The 23,452-nt window shown below is 57.0% G+C and carries 21 protein-coding genes; 9 read left to right on the forward strand and 12 right to left on the reverse strand.

Annotated features, from left to right (window positions below; genetic code table 11):
* Positions 1-55: 55 nt before the first annotated feature.
* From AYM40_RS41740 to imuA, 5 genes are all read right to left on the reverse strand, one after another.
* Positions 56-358, reverse strand: a complete 303-nt coding sequence (locus AYM40_RS41740; RefSeq protein ID WP_063497022.1) for a hypothetical protein — start codon at positions 356-358, stop codon at positions 56-58.
* An 842-nt stretch (positions 359-1,200) separates the two neighbouring features.
* On the reverse strand, positions 1,201-2,163 hold the full coding sequence (locus tag AYM40_RS15745; protein WP_063497023.1) for an SOS response-associated peptidase family protein: 963 nt from the start codon (positions 2,161-2,163) through the stop codon (positions 1,201-1,203).
* Between the two features lie 65 nt (positions 2,164-2,228).
* Positions 2,229-5,378 carry an error-prone DNA polymerase gene (locus AYM40_RS15750; RefSeq protein ID WP_063497024.1) on the reverse strand — a complete coding sequence of 1,050 codons (3,150 nt, stop codon included), beginning with the start codon at positions 5,376-5,378 and terminating at the stop codon, positions 2,229-2,231.
* Between the two features lie 6 nt (positions 5,379-5,384).
* Positions 5,385-6,854: a Y-family DNA polymerase gene (locus AYM40_RS15755; RefSeq protein WP_181448379.1), complete on the reverse strand. Its 1,470-nt coding sequence runs from the start codon at positions 6,852-6,854 to the stop codon at positions 5,385-5,387.
* Positions 6,784-7,491, reverse strand: coding sequence for a translesion DNA synthesis-associated protein ImuA (gene imuA / locus AYM40_RS15760; protein ID WP_063497025.1), 708 nt, complete (start codon positions 7,489-7,491; stop codon positions 6,784-6,786). Before imuA ends, AYM40_RS15755 begins: the two co-directional genes overlap by 71 nt.
* Before the next feature lie 87 nt (positions 7,492-7,578).
* On the opposite strand from imuA, the gene AYM40_RS15765 reads away from it, so the two are divergent.
* Positions 7,579-7,863 (forward strand): hypothetical protein, encoded by a 285-nt coding sequence (locus tag AYM40_RS15765; protein ID WP_063497026.1) that lies wholly within the window; start codon positions 7,579-7,581, stop codon positions 7,861-7,863.
* A gap of 376 nt (positions 7,864-8,239) precedes the next feature.
* Complete coding sequence (locus AYM40_RS15770; protein ID WP_063497027.1) at positions 8,240-8,458, forward strand: hypothetical protein; 219 nt, start codon at positions 8,240-8,242, stop codon at positions 8,456-8,458.
* A 218-nt stretch (positions 8,459-8,676) separates the two neighbouring features.
* Here the strand turns inward: AYM40_RS15770 and AYM40_RS15775 are convergent, their stop codons facing one another.
* Genes AYM40_RS15775 through AYM40_RS15785 form a run of 4 tightly spaced genes read right to left on the reverse strand, consistent with a single transcriptional unit; the run spans position 8,677 to position 11,929 of the window.
* Entirely contained in the window at positions 8,677-9,057 is a 381-nt protein-coding gene (locus tag AYM40_RS15775; RefSeq protein WP_236720852.1) for a RidA family protein, read from the reverse strand.
* Positions 9,044-10,435 carry an NAD(P)/FAD-dependent oxidoreductase gene (locus AYM40_RS15780; protein ID WP_082855180.1) on the reverse strand — a complete coding sequence of 464 codons (1,392 nt, stop codon included), beginning with the start codon at positions 10,433-10,435 and terminating at the stop codon, positions 9,044-9,046. The genes AYM40_RS15775 and AYM40_RS15780 overlap by 14 nt, the downstream gene beginning before the upstream one ends.
* Positions 10,435-10,794, reverse strand: a complete 360-nt coding sequence (locus tag AYM40_RS38615; RefSeq protein ID WP_082855102.1) for a (2Fe-2S)-binding protein — start codon at positions 10,792-10,794, stop codon at positions 10,435-10,437. Before AYM40_RS38615 ends, AYM40_RS15780 begins: the two co-directional genes overlap by 1 nt.
* Positions 10,784-11,929: an NAD(P)/FAD-dependent oxidoreductase gene (locus AYM40_RS15785; RefSeq protein WP_063497030.1), complete on the reverse strand. Its 1,146-nt coding sequence runs from the start codon at positions 11,927-11,929 to the stop codon at positions 10,784-10,786. The genes AYM40_RS38615 and AYM40_RS15785 overlap by 11 nt, the downstream gene beginning before the upstream one ends.
* 324 nt (positions 11,930-12,253) lie before the next feature.
* Between AYM40_RS15785 and AYM40_RS15790 the strand changes: the two genes are divergently transcribed.
* The 6 genes from AYM40_RS15790 to AYM40_RS15815 all read left to right on the forward strand — a co-directional run bounded on the left by AYM40_RS15790 (position 12,254) and on the right by AYM40_RS15815 (position 18,020).
* On the forward strand, positions 12,254-13,156 hold the full coding sequence (locus tag AYM40_RS15790; RefSeq protein WP_063497031.1) for a LysR substrate-binding domain-containing protein: 903 nt from the start codon (positions 12,254-12,256) through the stop codon (positions 13,154-13,156).
* A gap of 565 nt (positions 13,157-13,721) precedes the next feature.
* Positions 13,722-14,504 carry an ABC transporter substrate-binding protein gene (locus AYM40_RS15795; protein ID WP_063497032.1) on the forward strand — a complete coding sequence of 261 codons (783 nt, stop codon included), beginning with the start codon at positions 13,722-13,724 and terminating at the stop codon, positions 14,502-14,504.
* A 453-nt stretch (positions 14,505-14,957) separates the two neighbouring features.
* Entirely contained in the window at positions 14,958-15,647 is a 690-nt protein-coding gene (locus AYM40_RS15800) for an ABC transporter permease (RefSeq protein ID WP_063497033.1), read from the forward strand.
* 3 nt (positions 15,648-15,650) lie between these two features.
* Complete coding sequence (locus tag AYM40_RS15805) at positions 15,651-16,364, forward strand: ABC transporter permease (RefSeq protein WP_063497034.1); 714 nt, start codon at positions 15,651-15,653, stop codon at positions 16,362-16,364.
* Between the two features lie 76 nt (positions 16,365-16,440).
* Entirely contained in the window at positions 16,441-17,259 is an 819-nt protein-coding gene (locus tag AYM40_RS15810) for an ABC transporter ATP-binding protein (RefSeq protein WP_420488482.1), read from the forward strand.
* A 341-nt stretch (positions 17,260-17,600) separates the two neighbouring features.
* A complete protein-coding gene (locus tag AYM40_RS15815) occupies positions 17,601-18,020 on the forward strand; it encodes an Lrp/AsnC family transcriptional regulator (RefSeq protein ID WP_063497036.1) in 420 nt (139 codons plus the stop codon).
* A gap of 211 nt (positions 18,021-18,231) precedes the next feature.
* On the opposite strand, the gene AYM40_RS15820 is transcribed toward AYM40_RS15815, so the two are convergent.
* The 3 genes from AYM40_RS15820 to AYM40_RS15830 all read right to left on the reverse strand — a co-directional run bounded on the left by AYM40_RS15820 (position 18,232) and on the right by AYM40_RS15830 (position 21,765).
* Positions 18,232-19,293 (reverse strand): ornithine cyclodeaminase, encoded by a 1,062-nt coding sequence (locus tag AYM40_RS15820; protein ID WP_063497037.1) that lies wholly within the window; start codon positions 19,291-19,293, stop codon positions 18,232-18,234.
* 293 nt (positions 19,294-19,586) lie between these two features.
* Positions 19,587-19,883: a BON domain-containing protein gene (locus AYM40_RS42520; protein ID WP_063498050.1), complete on the reverse strand. Its 297-nt coding sequence runs from the start codon at positions 19,881-19,883 to the stop codon at positions 19,587-19,589.
* 484 nt (positions 19,884-20,367) lie between these two features.
* Positions 20,368-21,765 carry a CHASE2 domain-containing protein gene (locus AYM40_RS15830; RefSeq protein WP_063497038.1) on the reverse strand — a complete coding sequence of 466 codons (1,398 nt, stop codon included), beginning with the start codon at positions 21,763-21,765 and terminating at the stop codon, positions 20,368-20,370.
* 446 nt (positions 21,766-22,211) lie between these two features.
* Between AYM40_RS15830 and AYM40_RS15835 the strand changes: the two genes are divergently transcribed.
* Positions 22,212-23,402, forward strand: coding sequence for a helix-turn-helix domain-containing protein (locus tag AYM40_RS15835; protein WP_063497039.1), 1,191 nt, complete (start codon positions 22,212-22,214; stop codon positions 23,400-23,402).
* Positions 23,403-23,452: the final 50 nt, after the last annotated feature.

Below are 23,452 nucleotides of genomic sequence, written 5' to 3' on the forward strand. Positions count from 1 at the left end.
GGGCGGTGCGGACGACGGTGAAGTACCAAGCTTCGATCCTCGCGGTGCGATATATTTAGGCGGTCATCCATCGACCGAAATGCATATGTCCCGCCTTGGCATCGAACACGAAAATGGCCTCACCTATGAAGGCACCGACAATCCGAGCTATCTCACTGTCCCGGCACCAATAATCTCGCAGTGCGCGCTTGTCGAATCCCCTTCCGACCTTGAGAATTTGCCGCGCGGTATGCTCAGCGACCCTTTTCGATGGATTTTCCGAGAGGACTCGTTTGACCCAGTGTCTCGCGTTCGAAGAGGCCGTCTTTTTCAGTCTTTCACCAAGACCAATCGGGAATTGGTCTTCGTCGAAGCTCACCCTAATTCGTTATCTGACAGTAGACGGAGCCGGTCGGACGGTCGAGTACATAAAGAACTAAACGTGTTCATCCATTGCACTGAATTGCTGGGACGCCCGAACCGGGGGGAAGGTCTCCAGCTTGCGATAGGTCACGTCGGAGCACACTCGCTTTGGCGAATATTGCAGACTGAACAAACGGTCAGCCAGGACGTGCTGGTTACTGTTCGAGCTGAGTCTGCGTTTGGCATATTGCCCGCTCTCAACATGGCACAGATTCCGGAGGGAAATCGGAAATCCGTCGCGGATGCTTACGACCGCGTCATGAAGGTGGCGTATCGTGATTCTCCAACTTCTGTTGTCGACCAGTGCCGAAACCTGTGCGCGGTTCTCGCTGGCCGGTGGTTACGCCAATTGAGCGGTGACGAGAAAGCGGTCCACAAAGACCTAGGTCCATGCCTCACGGCAATCGGAAAGCATGTTGGTGAAAATGAGCGACGGCTGATTCGTGCGCTCTCGAGACCGTCAACCTACTTCACCCTCGTGGGAAGGATAATGAGCGTGAGCGTCTCGACCTGCGGGAGGTATCGAACGAGGACGCCGAGCTTGCCTTACATGCAACGGGGTTCGTTCTTAGAGAGCTCGGTTGGGGACATTGATGGAATCGGCTCACGTCGTGTTTCGCGCCTCGCCCATGCCCGCATTTCGCGGAAGAACCCTAAGGTTCGCGGCCATTCCGTTCAAAGTTGAGTTGACTTGTATCGTGATGCTAATCGTGGGGACGAGCGACACGGCCGCCAAGTTTTGGTTTGGCAGCGTCTCGGAGGATGACCTCGAGGAGTAGTCGAGGTCCGCGAAAGCGGTCACGCAGCCAGTCGATGCTCGTAGTACGGCCTGTCCCTGTCATCAAGTATTGCGTACAACGCCGCAAGGTCGGATGCGTTCGGGTTGAGCCACGCGTCTACGTTCTCTGGTTTTATGGGAATAATGCAGCGGTCATGCCCCGCTGCTGCAATCTCTGGGGGAGGCTCATCTGTTATGGCAGCAAAAGACAAGAGGTCCGGCTCTCCGGGCGCCGACCATCGGGACCACAGGCAGGCGACGAGCATGTCGTGAGCGGGGTTCGGCTTGAACTCAAGTACTACGTTCTCGTCCTTCTCGCCTTCGGAGAGCTCACGACCTTCCATCTTTGCGCGGCTGACGTTTTCATAAAACGCGTTGACGACCAAGATACCGTGCGAGTAGCCAAAAAGCGGCTTCCAAAAGCCGCCTAGGTTGTCACGGCGGGCATTGTAGGTTCCAGGGAATTTGACGTCTTGCCATGCCGGTTTGCCAGCAATGCGGCATTGATAACGCATTGGCTTCACGACGCGCTGGCCGTTTTCCATGACCATCACGGTCGCGTAGTGTCCAGGAAAAATCCGCGAGTCACGCGGCTTGGGCTCGGTTCGTTGGAGGTCATCGAGCTTGCCGCGGGTCCACGCGACTTTATCGGTGGCAATTCGCTGACTCTCAGTTGCTGCCTTGGTCACCTTAACCTGCAGTGACCGTTCCGCATCCGCTAAACGTTTTCTCTGTTTGAACAAGTCCTGTTCGAATTTGGTCGCTTGGTCGGTGTTGAACCGGTCGATGAAGGCCTTGATTTCGCGCTCAGTTTCAGCTTGCGGTTCGGCAAATGCGTCTTCCATAGCTTTAGGTATTTTTGCCTTGCCGGCACCTTCAGCGCGCTCGAAAAACAGGCGCGCGAACTCGTGAATGTCCATTATGGCGCCGAACGTACGCACGAGTTTTCGATAGTCAGCCTGAATCTGAGCCGAGTAGCACATCGCGATTTCTCCACTTGTAACGGAGGCACAACCTAGAAGCTAGCACATTCTCGACTACGAGAACCTCAACAGAAATCCCGACTTGTGCTCGTCAATCCGCCAAGCAGATGAGACATGTCGACAAGGCGTTGAGCGACCAAATGTCGGACCTCTCCTTGGCACTGCCAGGTCCCGTACACCGCAAGTAGAGACGCTCCCAGCGCCTCTTTCCGCTGTTTCTCAAAGAGGCTCGGCCAAATGATTACATTCACGTTGCCCGTCTCGTCTTCCAGCGTCACGAAAAGCACGCCCTTTGCTGTGCCCGGCCGCTGACGCACCGTCACAAGTCCGCATCCTCGGGCGAGGCGGCCGTCGCCGTATGTGCGCAGCGTTGATGCTGGCATCAGGCGATTTGCAAGCAACTGCGGCCGCAGCAATTCAAGCGGATGTCGACCGAGCGTGAGACCAACCGAGCGATAGTCGGACACGATGTCGTGCGCCTCCGTCGGCGCACCGAGCTCAGGTGTTTCGTCCTCAACGGCCGCTACCGCAAGCATGTCCTTGTCCGGCACAGCGGCGACTGACTGCCACAGTGCTTCTCGGCGATTTCCCGCAAGTGACGACAGAGCGTTGGCGTCTGCAAGAACGTGAAGGTCTTTGCGGTCAAGCTGTGCGCGACGAGCCAGGTCTTTCACGCTTACGAACGGTCGAACCGCCCGCGCATTCTCAATGCGTTCTGCGGCACCGTCCTTCATGCCGCGAAGTAGTGACATGCCGAGCTGTACCAACGGGCGCTCGGCGGTTGGGATAGTCACCAGCGCCGAGTCCCAACCGCTAACAGTCACATCGACAGGAAGGACCTTGACGCCGTGGCGCTGGGCGTCTTGGACGAGCTGTGATGGAGAGTAAAACCCCATGGGTTGCGAGTTGAGCATGGCAGCAAGGAAGGCCTCCGGCTCATGGCATTTGAGCCAGCTGCTTGCATATACCAGCAACGCGAAGCTTGCCGCATGACTCTCCGGGAAGCCGTACTCACCGAACCCTTTGATTTGCTCAAAGATGCCTTCAGCGAAGGCTTGGTCGTAGCCGCGTTCGAGCATCCCGTTTACGATGCGGTCATAATATTTCTCAAGTCCACCTTTACGTTTCCACGCGGCCATCGCGCGCCTCAACTGGTCGGCCTCGCCGGCGGTAAACCCTGCGGCCAGGATAGCCACTTGCATGACCTGTTCCTGAAAAATTGGTACGCCGAGCGTACGGCCGAGTGCCGTCTTTAGAGCATCGCTAGGATACGTAACCGGCTCGAAGCCCTGGCGGCGCTGCAAGTAAGGATGGACGGCGCCGCCCTGGATTGGACCAGGACGAACGATGGCGACTTCAATAACGAGGTCGTAGAAAGTCCGGGGCCGCATTCGCGGCAGCATGCTCATCTGCGCGCGCGACTCGATTTGAAAAACACCGACGGTATCGGCGGCAGAAATCATGTCGTATGTCGCTGGGTCTTCAACCGGAATGTCTTGCATCTCAAAGCGCTCGCCGCGCTGCTCCGAGACAATGTCCAGGGTGCGTCGGATGGCTGACAACATGCCCAAAGCAAGCACATCGATTTTGAGCAGGCCCAGCGCCTCGAGGTCGTCCTTATCCCATTCGATGACGGACCTATCTTGCATTGCAGCGTTTTCGACCGGCACGAGACGGGTCAGCTTGCCGCGGCATATAACAAATCCGCCAGAATGCTGGGACAGGTGACGCGGGAACCCGAGCAGTTGCGATGCCAGTCTCGCCCACGCCTGAATGAGCGGCTTCTCCGGGTCCAGCCCAGACTCGGCGAAGCGTTTGAGCAAGTCCTGACTGTTATCGAACCAATGATGCGATTTGGCGACCAGGTCGACAATCTGCGGGTCCACGCCGAGGGCTTTGCCAGTTTCACGTAACGCGCCTCGTGGCCTATACGTCGAAACTGCAGCAGCAATCGCGGCCCGGTCGCGGCCATATTTGCGGTAAATGTACTGAATCACTTCTTCGCGCCGCTGGTGCTCGAAATCAACGTCGATGTCAGGAGGTTCGCCACGTTCCTTACTGATGAATCGCTCAAACAGCATGTTGCCGCGAGCGGGGTCGACCTCCGTAACGCCGAGGCAGTAGCAAACAGCGGAGTTGGCGGCAGAGCCGCGGCCCTGACACAGAATGTGCTGGCTACGCGCGAAGCGAACGATGTCATACACGGTGAGAAAGTACGGCTCGTACTGCAGCTCGGCGATGAGCTCAAGCTCGTGCTCAATCTGCTCCTGTACTTTGTGGGGAATCCCTGATGGAAAGCGTCGCTGCGCGCCGATGTAGGTCTCCTGCCGGAGATAGGCCGCTGGTGTGAAGCCTGCTGGCACCAACTCATCCGGATATTCGTAGCGCAGCTCATCAAGCGAAAACGTGCAACGACCCGCAATATCGATGGTCGCCGCGAGCGCGTCATCCGGATAGAGATTCGCCAGTCGCAGTCTTGAACGCAGATGCTGCTCTGCGTTTGGCGCAAGGTCGTAACCGCACTCGTGGACTGGCTTGTCGACGCGGATAGCCGTCATGGTGTCCTGCAAGGGCTTGCGCGAACGTACATGCATGACGACCCGCCCAAGCGCGACAACCGGCACATCCGCATTGCGCGCAACAAATTCGACCGAGCCGCGATGAATGTCATCCATTGCGCGCTGATGCAGCACAAGACCTACCCACGCCCGTCCGGTAAACGTACCGTCGAGCCACTCGACCTGCGCAGCCAGAATGTCTTCTTTTGCGGGGAAATCCGGCACCAAAATGGCGAGGCAATCAGGCATGCCGAGCAGATGCCGGTTTTCCTTGTCGGGTCGCGATAGGTCCTGCGGAGTAAGGCGATATTCCCCCTTCGGTGCGCGCGTGCGGGCTAGCGTAATCAACTCAGACAGGTTGCCATATCCCTCGCGATTTCTGGCCAGAAGAATCAGCCCGAACGCGGGTGAGCCGTCCGCGTTCGCCAGGCGGAAGTAAGAGCCAACGATAAATGGCAGCTTTGCTTTCTTCGCCGCAACGTGCGCGCGCACGACGCCCGCCAGCGAGCACTCATCGGTGACCGCCAGAGCTGAATAGCCCAGCTGCGCCGCACGCTCAGACAGCTCTTCTGCGTGTGAGGCACCGTGCAAAAACGTAAAGTTCGAAAAGCAGAAAAGCTCGGCATATGCCGGCAGCATAGCGAACGAGGAATCCATGGCGTGTCATCCGAACAGGCCGTGGAGAAACCACCGCTGGTCTTCTTCTGCGTCACGACTGCTGACGCGCTCACGGTAAATCCAGAAGCAGCTCTGGTCTTCACCTTGTGCGACGAAATAGTCGCGTGTCACCAAGTCGCCATCAAACCACCCGGCTTCGATACGTTCACCCGGCGACACCATGCGCAGCGGCGACCCGTAGAACGGCCGATGTTTTCGCATCAGCAGGCGCACGGGTTTTTCCAGCAGCCAGGTTGGTCGCGGAAGGCCCTCAGGCAGTGCGGTGCCTTTAGACCGACTCGCAACGGGGACCCATCGATTTGCAATCTCAGGCCGGTAATCCGCAGTCGGTGCAGGCCGAAGTACGTTTTCTTCACCAAGTCGCGCGACCAGCAATTCGACTAGACGTGCGTGCTCCTCGGCCGAGCCGCCAGGCTCTGGAAACAGGGTGTCCGATGCAGGTACCGCCGGTTGCACGTTCGATGCATCGAGTCGCAGTGCGATGACCGGCGCAGTCAGTTCAATCCGGCCAAGGCGTTCCTTGATGAGCCGTACAAGATGGTCCTCGCGCCACGTCGGCTCTCCCAGTGCAATTTCAATGGGTGTCGGCTCAATTGCCTGTCTGCCTCGCTCGTGCTCCAGCAAAAGCGTCGCGCCTGTGAGCGCAAGTTGCTTTGCGCACAACCAGCCACATAGCTGCACAATGAGGCGATGTGCACCGAAGACTGCAGCTTCCGCGTGTTCGATGCGGTCTGGCATTTCAATGCGCGCAGAAAACGTTGGAGGCAGTTCCAGCCAGTCAAACAGCTCGGGCGCCGTGCCGAATGCGCGGTCCAGCGAATCAAGCAGGTGCTCTCCACAACGTCGCTGCAGTCCCGCACGTGGAAGCCTTCGAACATCCGCTATGGTCTCGCAACCAAGTCCTGTAAACCAGTCGGCGAACGGTCGCACTTCCGGTACTGACAGCAGCGGCAATGCGGACAGTTGCCGTTCGAGCGAGTCGACCTTGAGTACGCGCCGGTTCCGGTGCTTCGCGAGCAGCCACGCGCCCTGACCAGTTGGTGCGGCACTTATCCGTGCGGTCAGTCCAATGGTTTCGAGTATCGCTTTCGCCTGCCGACATACAGCAAGCAGTCCACCGAAAAGCCGAAGGCTTGCGCCGATGTCTGCGACGACAACTTCCTCTTCGAGTACTGCGACATCGGGCGAGAACTGCATGAGCGCCACTGCCACTTCGCGTTGCGCGGCATGTTCACGGCCGGGGTCACGCTCGTACATCTCTACCTCCGGCGTGAGCGTCAACACACCGCCACGCTTCATGCCAACCCGCACGCCCGCAGACCTGGCTACCCCGTCCGCGATGAGCACCTTGTCCCTGTCGAGGACCACGCAGCCATGTGCGGCCTTAGGCAGCCACTTCGGCCGGAAGACCTCTAGCTGCAACAGGGGTAGATGAACGGCGATAAATACGCGCATGGTGCGAAAACAGGACAGGAGTTGGTTGAAGTGGGATGGACAGGGCCGCTGCGCGTGCTGGACCTCGTCGCTTTGTAATGTCGACGGTCAAGCCGTCGCGTTCTGGCCGGAGCGCCAGTCGTAAAACTGCTGGAGAGGCATCCTGTGCTGACGCCAGTGGGCGGACCATGAAGAACAACGTTTCCGAAGACTGTGCTGCGAGATGCAGTCGTCGCAGCGACGAGGTCTGAACGTATTGCGCCCAGAACAGCAGTGCACCGCAGCTGCCGGCGCGCAGAATCTGCTCTGCTGCCCACAATGCATCAGCCGTCTTTGAGGCCCGAATCTGCATCAATTGTTCTGGCGACAGCCCGATGTACTCGAGGCCAAGCCCGTTGGGAATGTGCGGCGGCTGCACCATCGCAACTGGTCGCTTGCCCATTTCGCTAAGCGCAGGACGCAGCAGCCGCATTTCACCCACACCGGCCTGCTGGACCAGCAGGTCGACGAGCGCGCCAATAGGCCATCCACCGCCAGGCAGTTCGGCCGACAGCGCCGGATACCCAGTCTCCACGACTCGTCCACGGCCACGCGCAAGCTGCGACGCCCGCCAGAGCGATGGATGTATTGCTTCCGGAATGGGGGACGGGACAGTCATTGAATTGCGGAAATACCTGTATGGATGTACAGTATCCTACACGGATTTCCGTAGCGGCGAACAGACACTTTTTTGGGGTGAAACTTCATGGATATGCGCGTTCGCAAGCCGGTCAGTCATCCGATGCCGGAAATTGCAGCATTCGTTGCAGAGATGAAAGCAGCGTTCGGCGAGCGAGAAATCGACGAAGCTATCGGTCGCGGCAGGGCGGGAGAGTCGACGTTTTATGCATGCGAAAATGGCCATACGGTCGGCACTGCTACATCTGCGCAAACCAACGTCTGGCCTGTTGACCGTGCAGTGCGCGACCGTCATTACTGCGCCGGCTGCGACGGCTCCTGCGTGGGCACCGCGAAGTCGTGCGACGTGTAAAACGATTGGCAAAATACGGAGAAGACATGCTTCGATTCTTGGGCGCGAGCGCACTCTTGCTGACAGTCGCTTCGACCGTGTCAGCGGCTGAACACTATGTGGAAGTCTGGAATCCGCCTGAAGCGCGGAGCGGAGCTCCACACGCCAAGCTATCGCATAAACAATCGATGCATCGACACGCTGCTCCACGCGCAGTGAAATATCAGGTACGAAAAACATCGACGCCCATGCCGAAGTTGATTGCAAAGCAGCGTGGAACCCAAGACGGTTTGCGAACGACAGCGCCTGATTTATCGGACATTCCACGGCAGATAACGCCCGAGGGCAACATCCTGCGCGTCGATTCCCGCAAGGCTTACGTTGGGGTGTCGCGTTGATGGAATCAGAGACCTTCCACGGCTACAACATCTGGGGACATGCAATATGGCAGCAGGAGGAACTGCTTCGACCTGAACGCTACGCTGCCAGCGGAACCATTACCCAAAGCAACAAAGTTATTGAAGCATCTGGCGTGCTCGGCTTTTTTGATACTGACGAGGAGGCGCAACAGGCTGGGCTTGACTGGGCGCGCGCATGGATTGATAGCCACGGATAGCAAGAGCCGTGTCGGCGACTAACTCGAATTTCTGGAAACTCCCCGTGATGCCAGGCGCCTGTGGAGCGTAGCGCTCCGTTACACCGTCTGACGTGTCAAAACGAGTGCCTCTGCTCGTGCGGGGTCACCCGCTACTTAGGCTTGTGATAAGGAGTCGAGACCGCCCTGCGCTCTGAACGAATTCTTGCGGGCATGCCGGTCTGAGACGGAGGGGGGGACTACTTCGCCGCCACGACTGCGATTTCCACGCGCAACGCGGGCGACGCCAAGGTCGCCTGAACGGTTGCCCGCGCCGGCGTGTGGCCCTCTGGCACCCACTCATCCCAAACTTCGTTCATCGCATCATAGTCGGCCGCAATATCTGCGAGCCAAACTTGTGCTGACAGGATTCTGGTACTGTCGATGCCGACCATTTGCAGGTACTTGTCAACTTTGGACAAAACCTGCGCTGTCTGAGTACGTATATCGGCCGCTTCGTCGTCAGAAGTCTGCCCACCGATGAACACGAGGTCGCCGAACTGCACTGCGCGAGTCATGCGTGCGTTGCTTTCGTATCGCTTGATTTCTTGTTGCATGATGTTCCTGTCAGTCGTCTTCATGTTGGATGCCCGCCAACTGGCCAAGCGTAATTGGCTTTATCGGTGGTCGGATTCGGTAATAGCCTGTCTCTTCGGGAGATACACGGCGCTCGTGCGCTATGATTTCCGTAACTGTCAGTCCGCATAAGCGCCCCTGACATGGCCCCATCCCACATCGGTTGAATGACTTAATCTGATTCGGGCCTACGCATCCGATTGCGACCGAGCGACGAATCTCCCCCGCAGTGACCTCCTCGCATCGGCAGACAAGCACGTCATCTGCCGGAATCCGGTTTACATCACTGGGTCGATAGAGTGCGTCGAGGAATGGTCGGATACGAAGGTATGCGGATAGCTGCGCACGCGCCTTGGCGACTCGTTCGTCGAAGGCAGATTTCGCGATTTTGTCTCGCCGCCGAAGTATCTCTAGTGCGCAAATTTCACCCTGCTTTACAGCTGCTTGCGCACCGGCGATTCCACCGCCATCACCTGCTACAAAGATGTCTGGTACATCGAGTTCGAACACTCCACTTCGCTTTGGCACCCAACATAGTTGGACCGTGTCCCAACAATGAGACGCCTGGAGCGACCATGTTATCTGCGTGTTTGGCACGACCCCCTGATGCAGCAGTATCAACTCTGCATCTATGCGGTGGTGGTCCCCCTTCACAGTGAAGCTTATCGCTGCTGCAGCTTGTTCTCCCTCGATGCGCAAGTCCTTCGCGCCTCCGTACACAGGTACACGTGCACTGCGCAACGCTCGCAGTAGCCGCAATCCTTTCATCAGCTCTGGCCAGGCGCGAAGCGCATGCGGCAAGTGTCGCGCAGCTCTCCAATTGTCCGCCACTGTGTTCGTTTCTACGACAGCGCGAATGGCAACGCCCGCACGCAGGTACTGCCAGGCGAGCAAGTAGAGCAATGGTCCGCAACCGGCGAGCACGACTGGCTGATGCGGCACTGTGCCCGACGCCTTCAGCAGAATCTGCGCAGCGCCTGCGGTCATCACTCCTGGGAGTGTCCAGCCGGGAATCGGAAAGGGTCTTTCCATGGCACCCGTAGCCAGAACAACGTGGCGTGCAGCCAGCGATTTGCTGCGGCCGCCCTGTATATAGTGCACCGTACGGTCTTCGGTTACCTGCCACACCTGCGCACCTGTTTCGTGACGCGCATTGCTTGCTGTCAATGCCGACGCGATGTTTTTGCCCGCGGCGTAGTCCGGCCCAAGCAGGTTAAGACGTGTAGCGTCAGTGCGGGTAACCGAGCGATAAATCTGACCGCCTGCCGCCTCTTGTTCATCAAGCAGCACAACCGAAAGTCCCGCTTGCGCGGCTGTCGTAGCGGCAGTCATACCTGCTGGTCCAGCGCCGATAACGACAACATCAGCCGATTCTTGCGCCATCATCGCACCTCCTCTGGACCGGCCGAACTCAATGTTTCATCGCTGTTTTCGGGTAGCACTTGCCGCACTCCTTCCTGCGAGCGAATTACCATACCGTCGCGCACGGATTCCAAGCAACTTTGGCAGTTCGGAGTTCCGTCAATCTCCACGAGACATTCGAAGCAAACGCCCATCATGCAATAGGGTGCCCGTGGACTTCCGTTCACTGGCGTACCGCGGAAGCGCCGAACCCCTGCGGCGAGGAGCGCCGCGGCGAGATTGCTCCCGGCCGGCGCGTGAAATTGGATATCGTTGAAGGTAACGCACACCGTCGTATCCCCGGCGGACGTCAACTGCTTGAATAGCGGTTTAGTCGACATGGGCAAAAGTTTCATAAGGTTTGAGGAAGCGGTCTGCGGAAAATACCTCTATACCTGGGACCATCTTGCCTTCGCTGAGCCAACCTGCAAGGCGTAATGCGTGAACTGCGGCAAGCGTGACGCCGCTGTGGCAACTGACATTAAACGCGCCCGGACAGGTGGAGGATTGTTCGTAGATTGGGAAACCATCTGGGCTCATGACCCGAAGAGCACCCCATGCCCTAACTAGGCGAACGTTCCGGAGCAACGGAAAAGCTTTGACTCCCCGCGCCGCGATTTCAGACAGGACGTTCGTCGTGACTCCGTTATCAAAACCTACGTTCTCCAATGAGTCACCTAACTGAACCGTGCCTTCGTTCGTCTGTCGCACTGTGACGGTCGGGTAATGAAGGAATGGTGCAACTCGCTCGCTGACCAGCACCTGCCCTCGTACGGGCACGACGGGCGCCTGCAGGCCAACGGACGGCGCGAGGCTTCGGTTGCCTAGTCCTGCAGCAAGCACCACGCGTGCAGCGGTCCAGCGTTGGCGCTGCCCGTGCACAACAAATCCGCTACCTTGCGCGTCTATGCGCTCCACCCTTTCACTGTTGACGAGTTGCGCCCCACGATTGCTCAGGGCTTTACGCAACGCGAGCAGGAGCTTGAGTGGATTGACGTGCCCGTCCATCGGTGTGTAACTCGCACCAACAACGGCGCTTCCAATCTCCGGCAAGCGAGCTCTGAGGTCCGTAGCGTCAAGCATCTCAAAGGAATAAGCACCACCGCACTGTTCTGCTAGTTGTGAAAGTTGTCCATCGCGCTCCTCGAGCTCCTCGTCGGAAAAGCACAGTTCGAATCCGCCCGGCTGGAGCAACTGCGCGTCCACGCCGGTTTCATCGCGCAAAGCATCGGCAAACGATGGCCACAGAGCAGCTGAACTACGTGTCCACTCGGCGTAGCGGGGTTGCCCTATACCTTTGCCCTGAACCCAGACGAGACCAAAATTCCCGACAGACGCACCGAATGCATCGTCGCCCTCGTCGATGATGAGCACTCGAGCTCCCTCGCGTGCCATGCCATAGGCAACGGCAGAGCCGACTAGCCCGCCACCGATGACGATAGCGTCCGGGGCGCTCGACAACCAGCGTGTCGTCATACCCCGTCCTTGCAGAGTGGAAGTGATTGAACGGCATGAATCTGAGTCGATTCTCGACTGAGTTCTGCGCAGCCTCGAGGTTTGCGGCACATAGCGAATATGTTGAAGTTGAGGGGGCACCTGCTCCAGCCGCAGCCGGATGGACGTTTTGCAGAGCCCCGAGTAACACTCGGTCCGATTGGGCGACATCGCTGCTTCGACCGTGCCTAGCCGACGGCGGCTGAGAACGGCATGTGAAGTAGCACGGATGATGGGGGGCGTCGCACTATGCCGTCAAATATCAATACAATGGGGACCTATGCGTAAATGAGATAACGTCGAACGATGAAACTGCGCCAGATAGAGGCTTTCCGTGCGGTGATGCAGGCCGGTTCAACCACCGCGGCCGCGCTCGAATTGCATACCTCGCAATCGAATGTAAGCAGACTGATTTCTCAATTGGAGAGCGACACGCGGCTCGTGCTGTTCGAGCGGACCGGCGGCCGACTTATTCCTAAGCCCGAAGCAAAGGCGTTTTTTCGGGAAGTTGAACGAGCCTTTGTTGGTCTGAAAAGCTTGACGTACGCGGCGGACAGCATCCGCAACCTGGGTAGCGGCCGACTGCGCATAGCATCCATCCCCGGCATCGGGCTGAGCTTTCTTCCTAGAGTGGTACAGCGGTTCAAGCGCTCGCGGCCGGACGTGACCGTCTCCGTGCATACAAACACTTCGAACACGGTCGAGCAGTGGGTCTCGTCGCAGTTCTGCGACGTCGGTATCGTCGCGTTCGTTTCCGCTTCCGCTACTTGCCAAGTGTTGACCTTGCCTGACGTCGAAGTCGTCTGCATCGTGCCTAAAGGTCATCGTCTCGCAAAACGCACCAAGATTGCGGCGAGTGACCTGCAAGGAGAGCAGTACATATCGCTTGTCCATGGAGATGGCTCCAGGGAGGACACCGACCGTCTGTTTGAGCGGGAGGGGGTCGAAAGATTGCTCTCCCTGGAAGCGCAGTACAGTGCCACCTGTTGCGAGATGGTAAAACTCGGTCTTGGCGTCACTTTGGCGCACCCCCTTGTAGCTACGGACTTCGTTGGTCAAGGGGTAAAAGTGTTGCCGTTTAGCCCCTCCATCCATTATCCAAACTACCTCTTGTACCCGCCGCACGGCGCGGTTTCACAATTGGCAGAGGAATTCGCGGCTCTATTGCGCGACCAATTTGAGCGTGAAATAGTGGGTTGGAAAAAATGAGTCCCGCCGCTGTTACCGCATTCGCTACGTCGGCAACTTCTCTTGCTCCTTTCTTCGCGAGCCAGGCGCCGTGGTTTCCTCGTACGGAACTCGCCAGGCGTCATAGTGAGTTCGTCGTGCTGAATCAAACACCTACATCCAAGCCTAAGTCAACTTTCTGACAGCTACGCTGCTTTCGGACTACACGCGTCACGCAGGCAAGGTACAAGCTTCCACTTCCAGGGAAGCCGCCCTCAGTTAGCGAGTTCTCGTGTGCAAACAAGCCAAGCCTGAACTGCCCCACGAGCTTACGCCGCTTTGGTGAGTCGGCCGACCCTATATCAATTCCGCATAACCTCCCTTTTTATTCGCATTGGACGAGATTGAACGGCGCCGCGCATGATTTGCGTGCAGCGATGGTGAGGAGCGGCGAAGGTTTCCCAGACGCCGTGGAAAACGTGAATCGTCATACTCATCATCACTTTTTCGGTTCAATTGGGGAGACCTCGGCTGTCCTTGACGTTCGTCAGGCAGCAGAACCATTCAAGCGAACTTCCACTACTTCGGTCAAACCGGGAGCATTCGAATGAACGTGAAAACACTACTTCTCGCGCTATGCGTAACCTGCGTGCCGCTGGTCGCATCTGCGGAGGACATCACACAGATTAAATTCGGAGTGGACAGTACCTACCCACCATTCGAGTCGAAAACCCCTAGCGGAGAGCTGGTTGGGTTCGACATCGACCTTGGCAACGCAATCTGCGCCAAACTTAACGCGAAATGCGTCTGGGTCGAAAACTCGTTCGACGGAATGATTCCTGCCCTACAGGCCAGGAAGTTCGACGCTATTAATTCGTCGATGTCCAAGAACGAACAGCGCTCCAAGGTGATTGACTTCTCCAATAAGCTCTACGCTCCCATCGAAGCGCTGGTTGTAAAGGGCGGGTCTGCACTGGTGGCAACGCCCGAAGCGCTGAAAGGGAAGCGAGTTGGTGTGCTCCAAGGCAGTACTCAGGAAACTTATGCACGCAAGTACTGGGGCGCGAACGGCGTCGACGTGGCTTCCTATCCAACGCAGGGGCAAATCTGGAGCGACCTCGTGGCTGGTCGGATTGATGCTGCAATGGCGTTCGCGCCGCAGGCCGAAGTCGAATTCCTTAAGACGACCCAAGGGCGAGAATTCGGCTTCGCGCGAGGACCGGCTATTCGTGACACCGCTATCTTCGGGCCGGGCGTCAGCCTTGGTATCAGGAAAGGCGACAAGGCGTTGCTGGATGCAGTCAACGGTGCAATCGATAGCATCCGGAAAGACGGCACATACGACAAGATTGCGAAGAAGTACTTCACTTTCGACATCTACGGCGGCTAGCCGGGTATGAGGCCTGTATCAGGATGTCGGCTGAAGCGGAAAACGCGGCCAACCTCGTGATGGCTTTGTGGAAGCGACTGTATTTTGCTGTTATATCCAGGACTCCAACTGTCACAGCGACACTGGAATCGCCTACGCTGGCTTGACAACGGCACTAAGCAGATTGAGGTTGTCACACTAATGCGAAGATGACCTATGAAGAGAGCAACTCGGTGCTTACCGAATCGCTACGCCCTCTCGGCCCGGTCGTCCACAGAATCCTTTGTTTCCCTTTTAAGGCTCGTACCTGACTGGCCTCATAAACCGGTTGCCGCGATTCGATGCTGTCCAGCGATGCGCTCGGACCGCTGTTGAGCGTCCAGTTTTTTTCGTGAGACTCGGCGCCACGTGAGTCGAGTCTCAATAATTTTCGACTCATCCAAAAAGTTTTGATAACCAAGCTTGGAGACGCAAGTGTTTTTATATGGCTTTGGCCCGTTACTGCTTGCAGGCACTATCCGAACCGTTGAATTATCAGTGCTCTCGCTGGCAATAGCAGTAGTACTTGGCCTTGCGGGGGCGGCGGCGAAGCTCTCGCTCAACCGTATCATTCGCGCCATCGGAACCAGCTACACAACCTTGATACGCTCGGCTCCTGACCTTGTCCTGATGCTGCTCCTCTTCTACAGCCTCCAGATTGGCATCAACAACCTCACCGATGCACTAAGTCTGCCCCAGTTCGATATCGACCCATTTGTAGCCGGGGTACTGACACTAGGCTTCATCTACGGTGCGTACTTCACCGAAACCTTTCGCGGCGCATTCCTCGCGGTACCGCGTGGCCAACTGGAAGCGGGCACCGCTTATGGCATGAGCGGCGCACGTGTCTTTGCCCGCATCCTGTTTCCACAAATGATTCGGTTCGCTTTGCCAGGCATCGGAAACAACTGGCAGGTGCTGGTTAAAGCAACCGCGTTGGTGTCGATTATCGGTCTTGCTGACTTGGTCAAGGCCGCACAAGACGCGGGAAAGAGCACCTTCAACATGTTTTTTTTCATTCTATTTTCCGCGCTGATTTACCTCGTGATTACGACCGTTTCGAATCTCGTATTGCTCTGGCTCGAAAATCGGTATTCGATTGGCGTGCGCCACGCGGAGCTCTGACAGATGACAGACATCCTGAATCAGTTTTGGCGCGCCTTTCTCTACTGGGATGGGCAACGCGTCTCTGGCCTTGCAGTCACGCTGTGGCTCCTCGTGGCATCCGTCGGAATCGGGTTCGTGATGGCAGTCCCGCTGGCGGTGGCTCGCGTCTCCAAGAGACGCTGGATATCCACACCGGTGCGCATCTACACATACGTGTTCCGCGGTACGCCGTTATACGTGCAATTGCTGCTTATATACACCGGCATCTACAGCCTGGAATTTGTTCGCTCACATCAGATACTCGATGCCTTCTTTCGAAGCGGCTTTCGGTGCGCGATTCTTGCTCTCGCGCTCAACACATGCGCGTACACGACCGAGATATTTGCCGGCGCTATGCGCTCTACCTCGCATGGCGAAGTTGAGGCTGCGCGCGCGTACGGAATGAGCTGGTTCACCATGTACCGCCGCATTGTCATTCCGTCGGCGTTGCGACGTGCACTGCCTCTCTACAGTAACGAAGTGATATTGATGCTGCATGCCACCTCCGTCGCATTCACGGCAACGGTACCGGACATCTTGAAGGTGGCGCGCGACGCGAACTCCGCCACATATCAGGCTTTTGATTCGTTCGGTCTGGCGGCGTTGATTTACATGGTCGTATCGTTTGCGCTAGTAGCCATCTTTAGGCGAGCCGAGCATCACTGGCTAGGTTACCTTGCTGCGCGTTCACGCTAAGCCAACTCCATTGATATTGACCGGCGCTGGTTTTCGCCATCCGAAGATTGAAACGCATTGCCAAAGGGACAGCATGTTGCTCGACACGACTCAAACCGGAACTCGCAAGCTCGTCGTACAGGACGAAGCTTGCAAGCTCGCGGTACAGGATATTCATAAGCGCTACGGTGACAACGAAGTACTGAAGGGGGTTTCGCTCAACGCACAAAAGGGCGACGTCATCAGCATTATCGGTGCAAGCGGTTCGGGTAAAAGTACATTCTTGCGCTGCATAAACTTTCTTGAGCGGCCCAACGGAGGTCGAATCATCGTTGACGGTGAAGAAGTCAAGACGAAGGCTGACAAAGCCGGAAATCTGAACGTTGCTGACCACAGACAGTTGCAGCGCATCCGCACCAAGCTTGCCATGGTGTTTCAACACTTCAATCTATGGGCACACATGAACGTGCTCGAAAACATCGTCGAAGCGCCGATTCATGTGCTCGGCCTGCCACGACGCGAAGCAGAAGAGCGTGCGCGTGGATATCTCGAGAAGGTCGGGCTCGTGCCGCGCCTGGAAAAACAGTATCCGACCCATCTGTCGGGCGGTCAGCAACAGCGCGTGGCAATTGCACGTGCTCTTGCCATGAATCCGGACGTCATGCTATTTGACGAACCTACCTCTGCACTCGACCCAGAGCTGGTGGGGGAGGTGCTAAAGGTCATGCAGAAGCTCGCGGAAGAAGGTCGCACCATGATAGTGGTCACGCACGAAATGGGGTTCGCGCGCAACGTATCGAACCATGTTGTGTTTCTGCATCAAGGGCGCACCGAGGAAGAAGGTTTGCCAGAGGAGGTGTTACGCGCTCCCCGCAGCGAACGGCTCAAGCAGTTCCTCTCCGGTAGTCTCAAGTGACACCCAAGTTTCTCCGGATGCGTGACGATGCCTCGCGCATGTAGCTCGACACCTATCGCGCAAGTTTCGGTGTTTGATGTCGCGAGGCTCATATTCGAAATCGACTGACCGGCCACTTGCGCCGGCTAGCAAGATGCCGACCGACTCTTGGTGCAGTCCGATGCGGCCGGCGAAGTCAGCTAAATACCGCACAAGGAACTGATACAGCGACCACGTAATATGGGCTGGTTGAATCACTAATACCGTAATCACTATGCACACGCTCCTTTGAACATCCTGAATTACACGTGGATGAAGCGTAGGCGAGGTAGTTCACTCGGCTCGGGGCAAAATTGAATGCCATGGACGACATCGATACCAGATTAATTGCGCTATTGCGGGCCGATGCACGTATCAGCGTAGCGACGCTTTCATCGAAACTCGGTATCGCGCGCGGAACTGTCACGGCGCGACTGCGCAAACTGGAGGATGAGCAAGTCATCGTGGGATACACGGTGAAGCTGCGCCCCGAATCGGACCCCAACGATATTCGCGCATGGATGGCAGTGCAGGTTGACGGTAACCGGACACACGAGGTGATTGCCAGCTTGCTCGGCGAGCCTGCTGCGATAGCCCTTCACGACACGAATGGCCGCTGGGATTTGTTGGCGGAGTTGCGCGCCAGCTCTCCAGCCGAACTGTCAAAGGTGCTCGAACGCGTGAGGCTGATAAAAGGGATTAGGCATACGGAAACAAGCATCCTGCTGAAAACCTTCAGATAGCGGCGCTAAGTACCGGATGCAGATTCGGACAAGAGGGGGAAAAGACGGTAACGTGCCGCATTCGTAATCTGGGCAATTGCGCCAGGAAAGAAGCCGGCGAATGGGGCCGCGAACTACGGCACCTCTAGTCTGGTCGCCCCCTGCCAGCACCTATGCGTATTTGGCCGCTTGCCCAGTCAATTCGTCAATGCGCAGCGGCCATTGGGCGCCGTTATGCGAATGCAGTCTGCTCGTGACGGTCGCGTTGCTGTTCAAACGCCCCGAAGAGGTTCTTGGGGTCGCTCAAGGTCGGAACCAATTCGATGGTCCGCCCGATTTGGTGCTCTTGCGCCAAATCGCGGATGAAGGTCAGCGCCGAGTAGTCTTCGAGTGCGAAGCCGACCGAGTCGAACACGGTCACCTCCGATGCGCTGCTTCTGCCTGGCGACTGACCGGACAGCACACGCCATAGTTCTGTCACCGGGAAGTCCGAACTCATCTGCTGTATATCACCTTCGATACGTGTCTGCGGCTCATACTCCACGAAAACGGTGGCGCCTTCGAGTACGCTCGAATGTAGTTCAGTCTTGCCAGGACAATCACCCCCGACCGCGTTGACGTGCATGCCAGCAGTGACCATGTCCGGAGTAAGAATGGTCGCATTGACCTTGTCGGCGGTAACAGTCGTAACGATGTCTACCCCTTGCACAGCTTCCTTAGCGCTGTTGCAGATAACCACCTCCAACCTCTGCTGAACAAGATTGGCAACAAGTTTGGCTGTCGCAGCAGGGTCGACGTCGTAGACTCGGATTGTGCGGATGCCAACCAGGTCCCGGAAAGCGACCGCCTGGAATTCGCTTTGGGCTCCGTTACCGATAAGTGCCATTGTCCGGCATTCCGGGCGGGCGAGCGAACGAGCTGCTACTGCCGACATGGCGGCCGTGCGTATCGCAGTTGTAAGCGTCAATTCGGATAGCAGGCGAGGCGTGCCGGTATCAACATCCGCGAGAACGCCGAAAGCCATCACGGTCGGCAGGCCAACTTGAGTGTTCTTCGGATGCCCGTTCACGTATTTAAAGGCGAACTCGCGCTCGTCAGCGATTGGCATCAGTTCAATCACGCCGTCACGTGAGTGGCAAGCGACGCGCGCGCTTTTGTCGAACTGCGGCCAACGGAGGAAATCACGCTCAATGCGCTCGGCGACACCGGTGATGCAGCGAGAAAGGCCGACGCGCTGAACGATTCTAACCACATCGTCGGGACTGAGATAAAGCATGGGAAGGAAGGATGACATTGGAACACTCCGTGTGCATGGAAAACTTCACATAGTTTTCCAGAGTGACCTGTCAGTCGATAGACGCAAAGATGTAGCAGTTCGATGGGGAGCTGGTCACAGTGTGCTGTTCGGTCTGTCATCTTGCACAAATGGTGAAACGAGCACTGTTGCCGTGCACGGGAGCCCGTAGGCTGGAACGTACGAAACGATACGAAAAAGGAAGGAGCAGTCCATCTGCTCCGTTCAGACGTAAGGTCTCGCGCGTCGGAACACCTCGCGCCTGCCATCAACAACTTCCGGCAATTTCACCCCTACTGCCCAACCGGCCCTATGGTGAGTGCGTTTTTTACAGACGTTACGCCGGCGACCCCTTTTGCAACCTGAGTTGCCTTCTCGATGGCAGGCTGTTCCCGCACTGAACCTTGCAGGGTAACCGCGCCGCCCCTAGCTCGGACCGTTATGTTTGCCACCGATACATCCTTGGCTTTACCCAAGGCGGCGCGCACTTTCTTTGCCAACTGCCGGTCCGCGTGCCGGTCGGCTTTGGAAGTCAACCCTATCTGGGATGATTCGTCGACGATAGCACCTGACGCTCCGCCCTTCGCAATCGTTTCTGATGACCCTGCCCTTTCGGAACCAGTAATCCTAGTCCACTGCGCGACGTATTGCTTACTTTCACGAGGTACGGCCGAGCCGTCGGGGCCGAGCCCGGCATACTGTTGCTGAGTTTCCGTATTCTTCTGGAGCGCCTCAGTTCCTGCCCGAGGTTCTGTCCGGCTGTCCGGCGTACTGGACCCGGGAACACCAACAGACGACCACCGGGTGTCGTTAAACATAAGCTCCTGACCTGTTTCAGAAGCTACGACGATAAGCCTCGCCTTCCCATCGCAACGTATCTCGTCCGCCTCGTGCAGTGACGAACCCTTATGCAAGGCTGTCGCACTTTCATGGTGTCCTTCTAAACATGATTCGCAGGTACCGTCCCTGACCTCCTTGACGACAGCTACCGTACTTTTAAACATGGCCAGAGCCACTATGGAGCAGGCGGCCAAGAAGGCAAATAATCCCAACTGTCGAGCGATACGCATATTGTTACTCCTTGCGTTTCTCGCCTAACAACGACGGAAACAGTTCCTTAACCTGTTGGGGCAACACATAGTGCAGTAACACTCCGAACGCAACAACTATCGAGTCCAACCACATGACGTTCAAGACAAAGAGCGCCCCCAATGCAATGACAACCAGGAAGAAAATCGCTAGCAGAAAAGCGTATTGCTCAATAAATCTCATCCCCTTAGACAAGCCGAGCCTATGGCCTTTAACAAATTGTGACCGCAAGCATACGGCAAGAACAAAGATTGACCCCAGACCCAGGTCAAGCACGATGCGGAACAGCTTGTTAAATTCGTAAAGCGGTTCAAAGCCAAATGTGTATGCAGCACAGGCCTGGTAGAAAGCTCCGGGTTGACGCTCATTCGAAGGGGTAAAAAAAGAATCTCGCATGCGCACCGCGTCGTTTAATTCGGCCTTTCCTATCACAACAATCTTGTCTCTGTAGTATCGCGCATCCTGGGAAATGGCATCCGTCCCGATAGCGGAGGAATATTCGCGCACCATTTGATAGAGCTTGCTGTAATTGACAAGTCGCCCGTTCTTCGAGCCCTCGACGTCAATAAAAGGAGCCAGCCACGGTTTGACGTCGGGAAAATCAGACAGCCGATGCTTTTCTCGATAGGCTTTCGCAAGAAGGTAACCCATTGTCGGAGCACCTTTTCCGTCTGGCCTCTCGTAAAACCGAGTCATTCTCAACTTCGGTGTGCCGTCGGGGGAACTCGCCATGCCAAGAAAAGCAGCTTGCTGCTGGAAGTCCCGAGAACCCAACCAATGCTCGGGGTCAGCCTCCCTATTCTCGTACATGCCGATAAACACGGGCGTTGTTACGCTGAGGTCCTTCCAGTGCTGAAAGTATGCCGGGTCAGCAGCGTTTCTGAACCAGACTCCCGCCGGCGACAAGTCCACGTCAATTCCGACAACGGACGCTCCACTAGCGGCCAAGGCTTCAACAATCCGCTTCAGTTCTTCCCTATCCGTTGGGAGTTCTTTCGTTCCTCCCTTCAACTTTGTGATATCCAGTACCATCACCGGAAGCCTGTCCAGAGTCGTATCCGGAAGAAATCCTTCGAGGAGGTTGTACACGTATGTTTTGGCTTCGTCCGCCAATCGCGTTTCTTCGAGGCCGAGCTGTATTCCGAAGAGGACCAGCAACGTGATAATCGCGAACGTTACCTGTCGTCCGGGTGACGGGGAGGCCTTGTTCTTGGGGGACGTTTCGTGTTGGAGCGTGGTGGAAGCACCATTGGACGGTTGCCCGCCCTGGGGCTGTTGAGGCGGCTCGCCCAGGTCAGCCTGCCTCGTGTGCCCGTTGCGGTCCGTGTCGGGGGGCTGCTCAGATTGCTGGGACTGCGCGTCTTCTTTTTCTGGGGTCGACACGGCTCGTTCCTCGGAAAAGGCAATCGAAATGCGTGATTTGTCTGACGATTTAACCCGCGATAAAACGACGCGACCTACAGGTATGCTAAATCAATCGCTTGGTTTGGATACTGTTTTTTCCGCGAGGCAGCAGATAGTATTCGGTCGCTTTCCCGTAGTCGGGCCGACGTAAGCTTATCGCCTGCAGAGAATGCAAAGAAGGAGGTCCGCGAGGAGAGCGGACACACCGTCATTACTCGAGTTACGCTCATGGAGCGGTCGGATTTCCCGCACTCCGAAGAACCTTAGATGGTGGTGGTATCGGTGAAACTTTCCGTGGTCACGACGACTGCAAAACGAGTCGCGCTGTTATATCGTGCAACTGCATCGCGACGCCGTTAGTCAGAACCGAATCGGCTATTCTTGTTGGCGTTGGAACCGTCTTCTCACAACATCTGAGGTCCGCAATGCCGTTACCGTCGAAACTGGTCGAGACCACGCAGGCGCACTTGGAGCAGTTGATTGACGAGCGGATACAGGAAGGTCCTCACGTCGACTTCAAGCGTGAGTTACCTGCCGCGTGGAATGACGGTGCAAAACACGAGCTGTATGCCGACGTTTCGGCATTTGCGAATGCTGGTGGTGGCGACCTCATCTACGGTTTGGAGGAGGACGACGAGGGACAGGCGGCTTCGTTGGTGCCCCTTGACTCAAACCCGGACGAGACGGCTCGCAGGTTGGCTGACTTCCTGTTGACAGGCATTGAGCCCCGGATGCCTGGCGTACAAGTACACCCCGTGCCCGTTACGGTCGGGGGCATCGCGGGGTCCGCGTTCGTCATCCGAGTCCCGCAAAGTTGGGCGGGCCCTCATCGGGTGCGGTCGAACTTCAGGTTCTACATCCGAGAGGGGAATCGCAAGCGCGAGCTGGACATGCCCGAGCTTAGAGGGTTGTTTGTCCGGTCTGACAGTCAGGCGCGGAAGGTTCAGGATTTCAGGACCGAACGTCTGGGCAAGATTCTGACGGGAGACGCACCGTGCAAGCTCGTTGAGGGTCCGGTTTGGGTGTTGCACCTGATTCCTACGCAGGCGGCACTCGGTGTCCGGAGCATTGACCCGCTGCCTTTCCTTGATTTCACCCGTCGCATACCTTGCCTCGGCACGCATGACTCGGGAGGCCCGCGCATCAATCTTGATGGCGCGCTTGGCCCCCGACATCAGACGCCGGACGGAGCGACGCACGGCTACACGCAACTTTTTCGAAACGGTTTTATCGAGGCTGTCTACGTCGTCACGCAACAGGGACGAAACGGAGCGCTGCAACTTCATGGTGCCACGTACGAAAATCACGCAGCGGAGTTACTCACGAGAATCAGAGAGGAACTTCAGCACGCAGGATTCCATCCCGAAGTGACGGTCATGATGTCACTGCTGAGCGCGGACCGCATTGAACTTGCCTTCGACAGGGTCAACTGGAACGTGGATGCTGCGCAAGGGCGCTTCGACCGTAACACGGTCGTTTTGCCTGACGTTCTTGTGCCCGCGGAGGAAACACCGCACAAAGGCCTTAAACCGATGTTTGACTTGGTCTGGCAGGCGGCTGGGATGCATGGCTCCATCAATTTCGATGAAGCCGGTGAGTGGCGGCCGCGGCGTTAAGGTCTCGTGGATGTCGCGTGGCGCGAGAGTCAGAAGCCGCTTCGCCCGCT

Origin of the sequence: Paraburkholderia phytofirmans OLGA172 (assembly GCF_001634365.1) — a bacterium.
Taxonomy (GTDB): domain Bacteria; phylum Pseudomonadota; class Gammaproteobacteria; order Burkholderiales; family Burkholderiaceae; genus Paraburkholderia.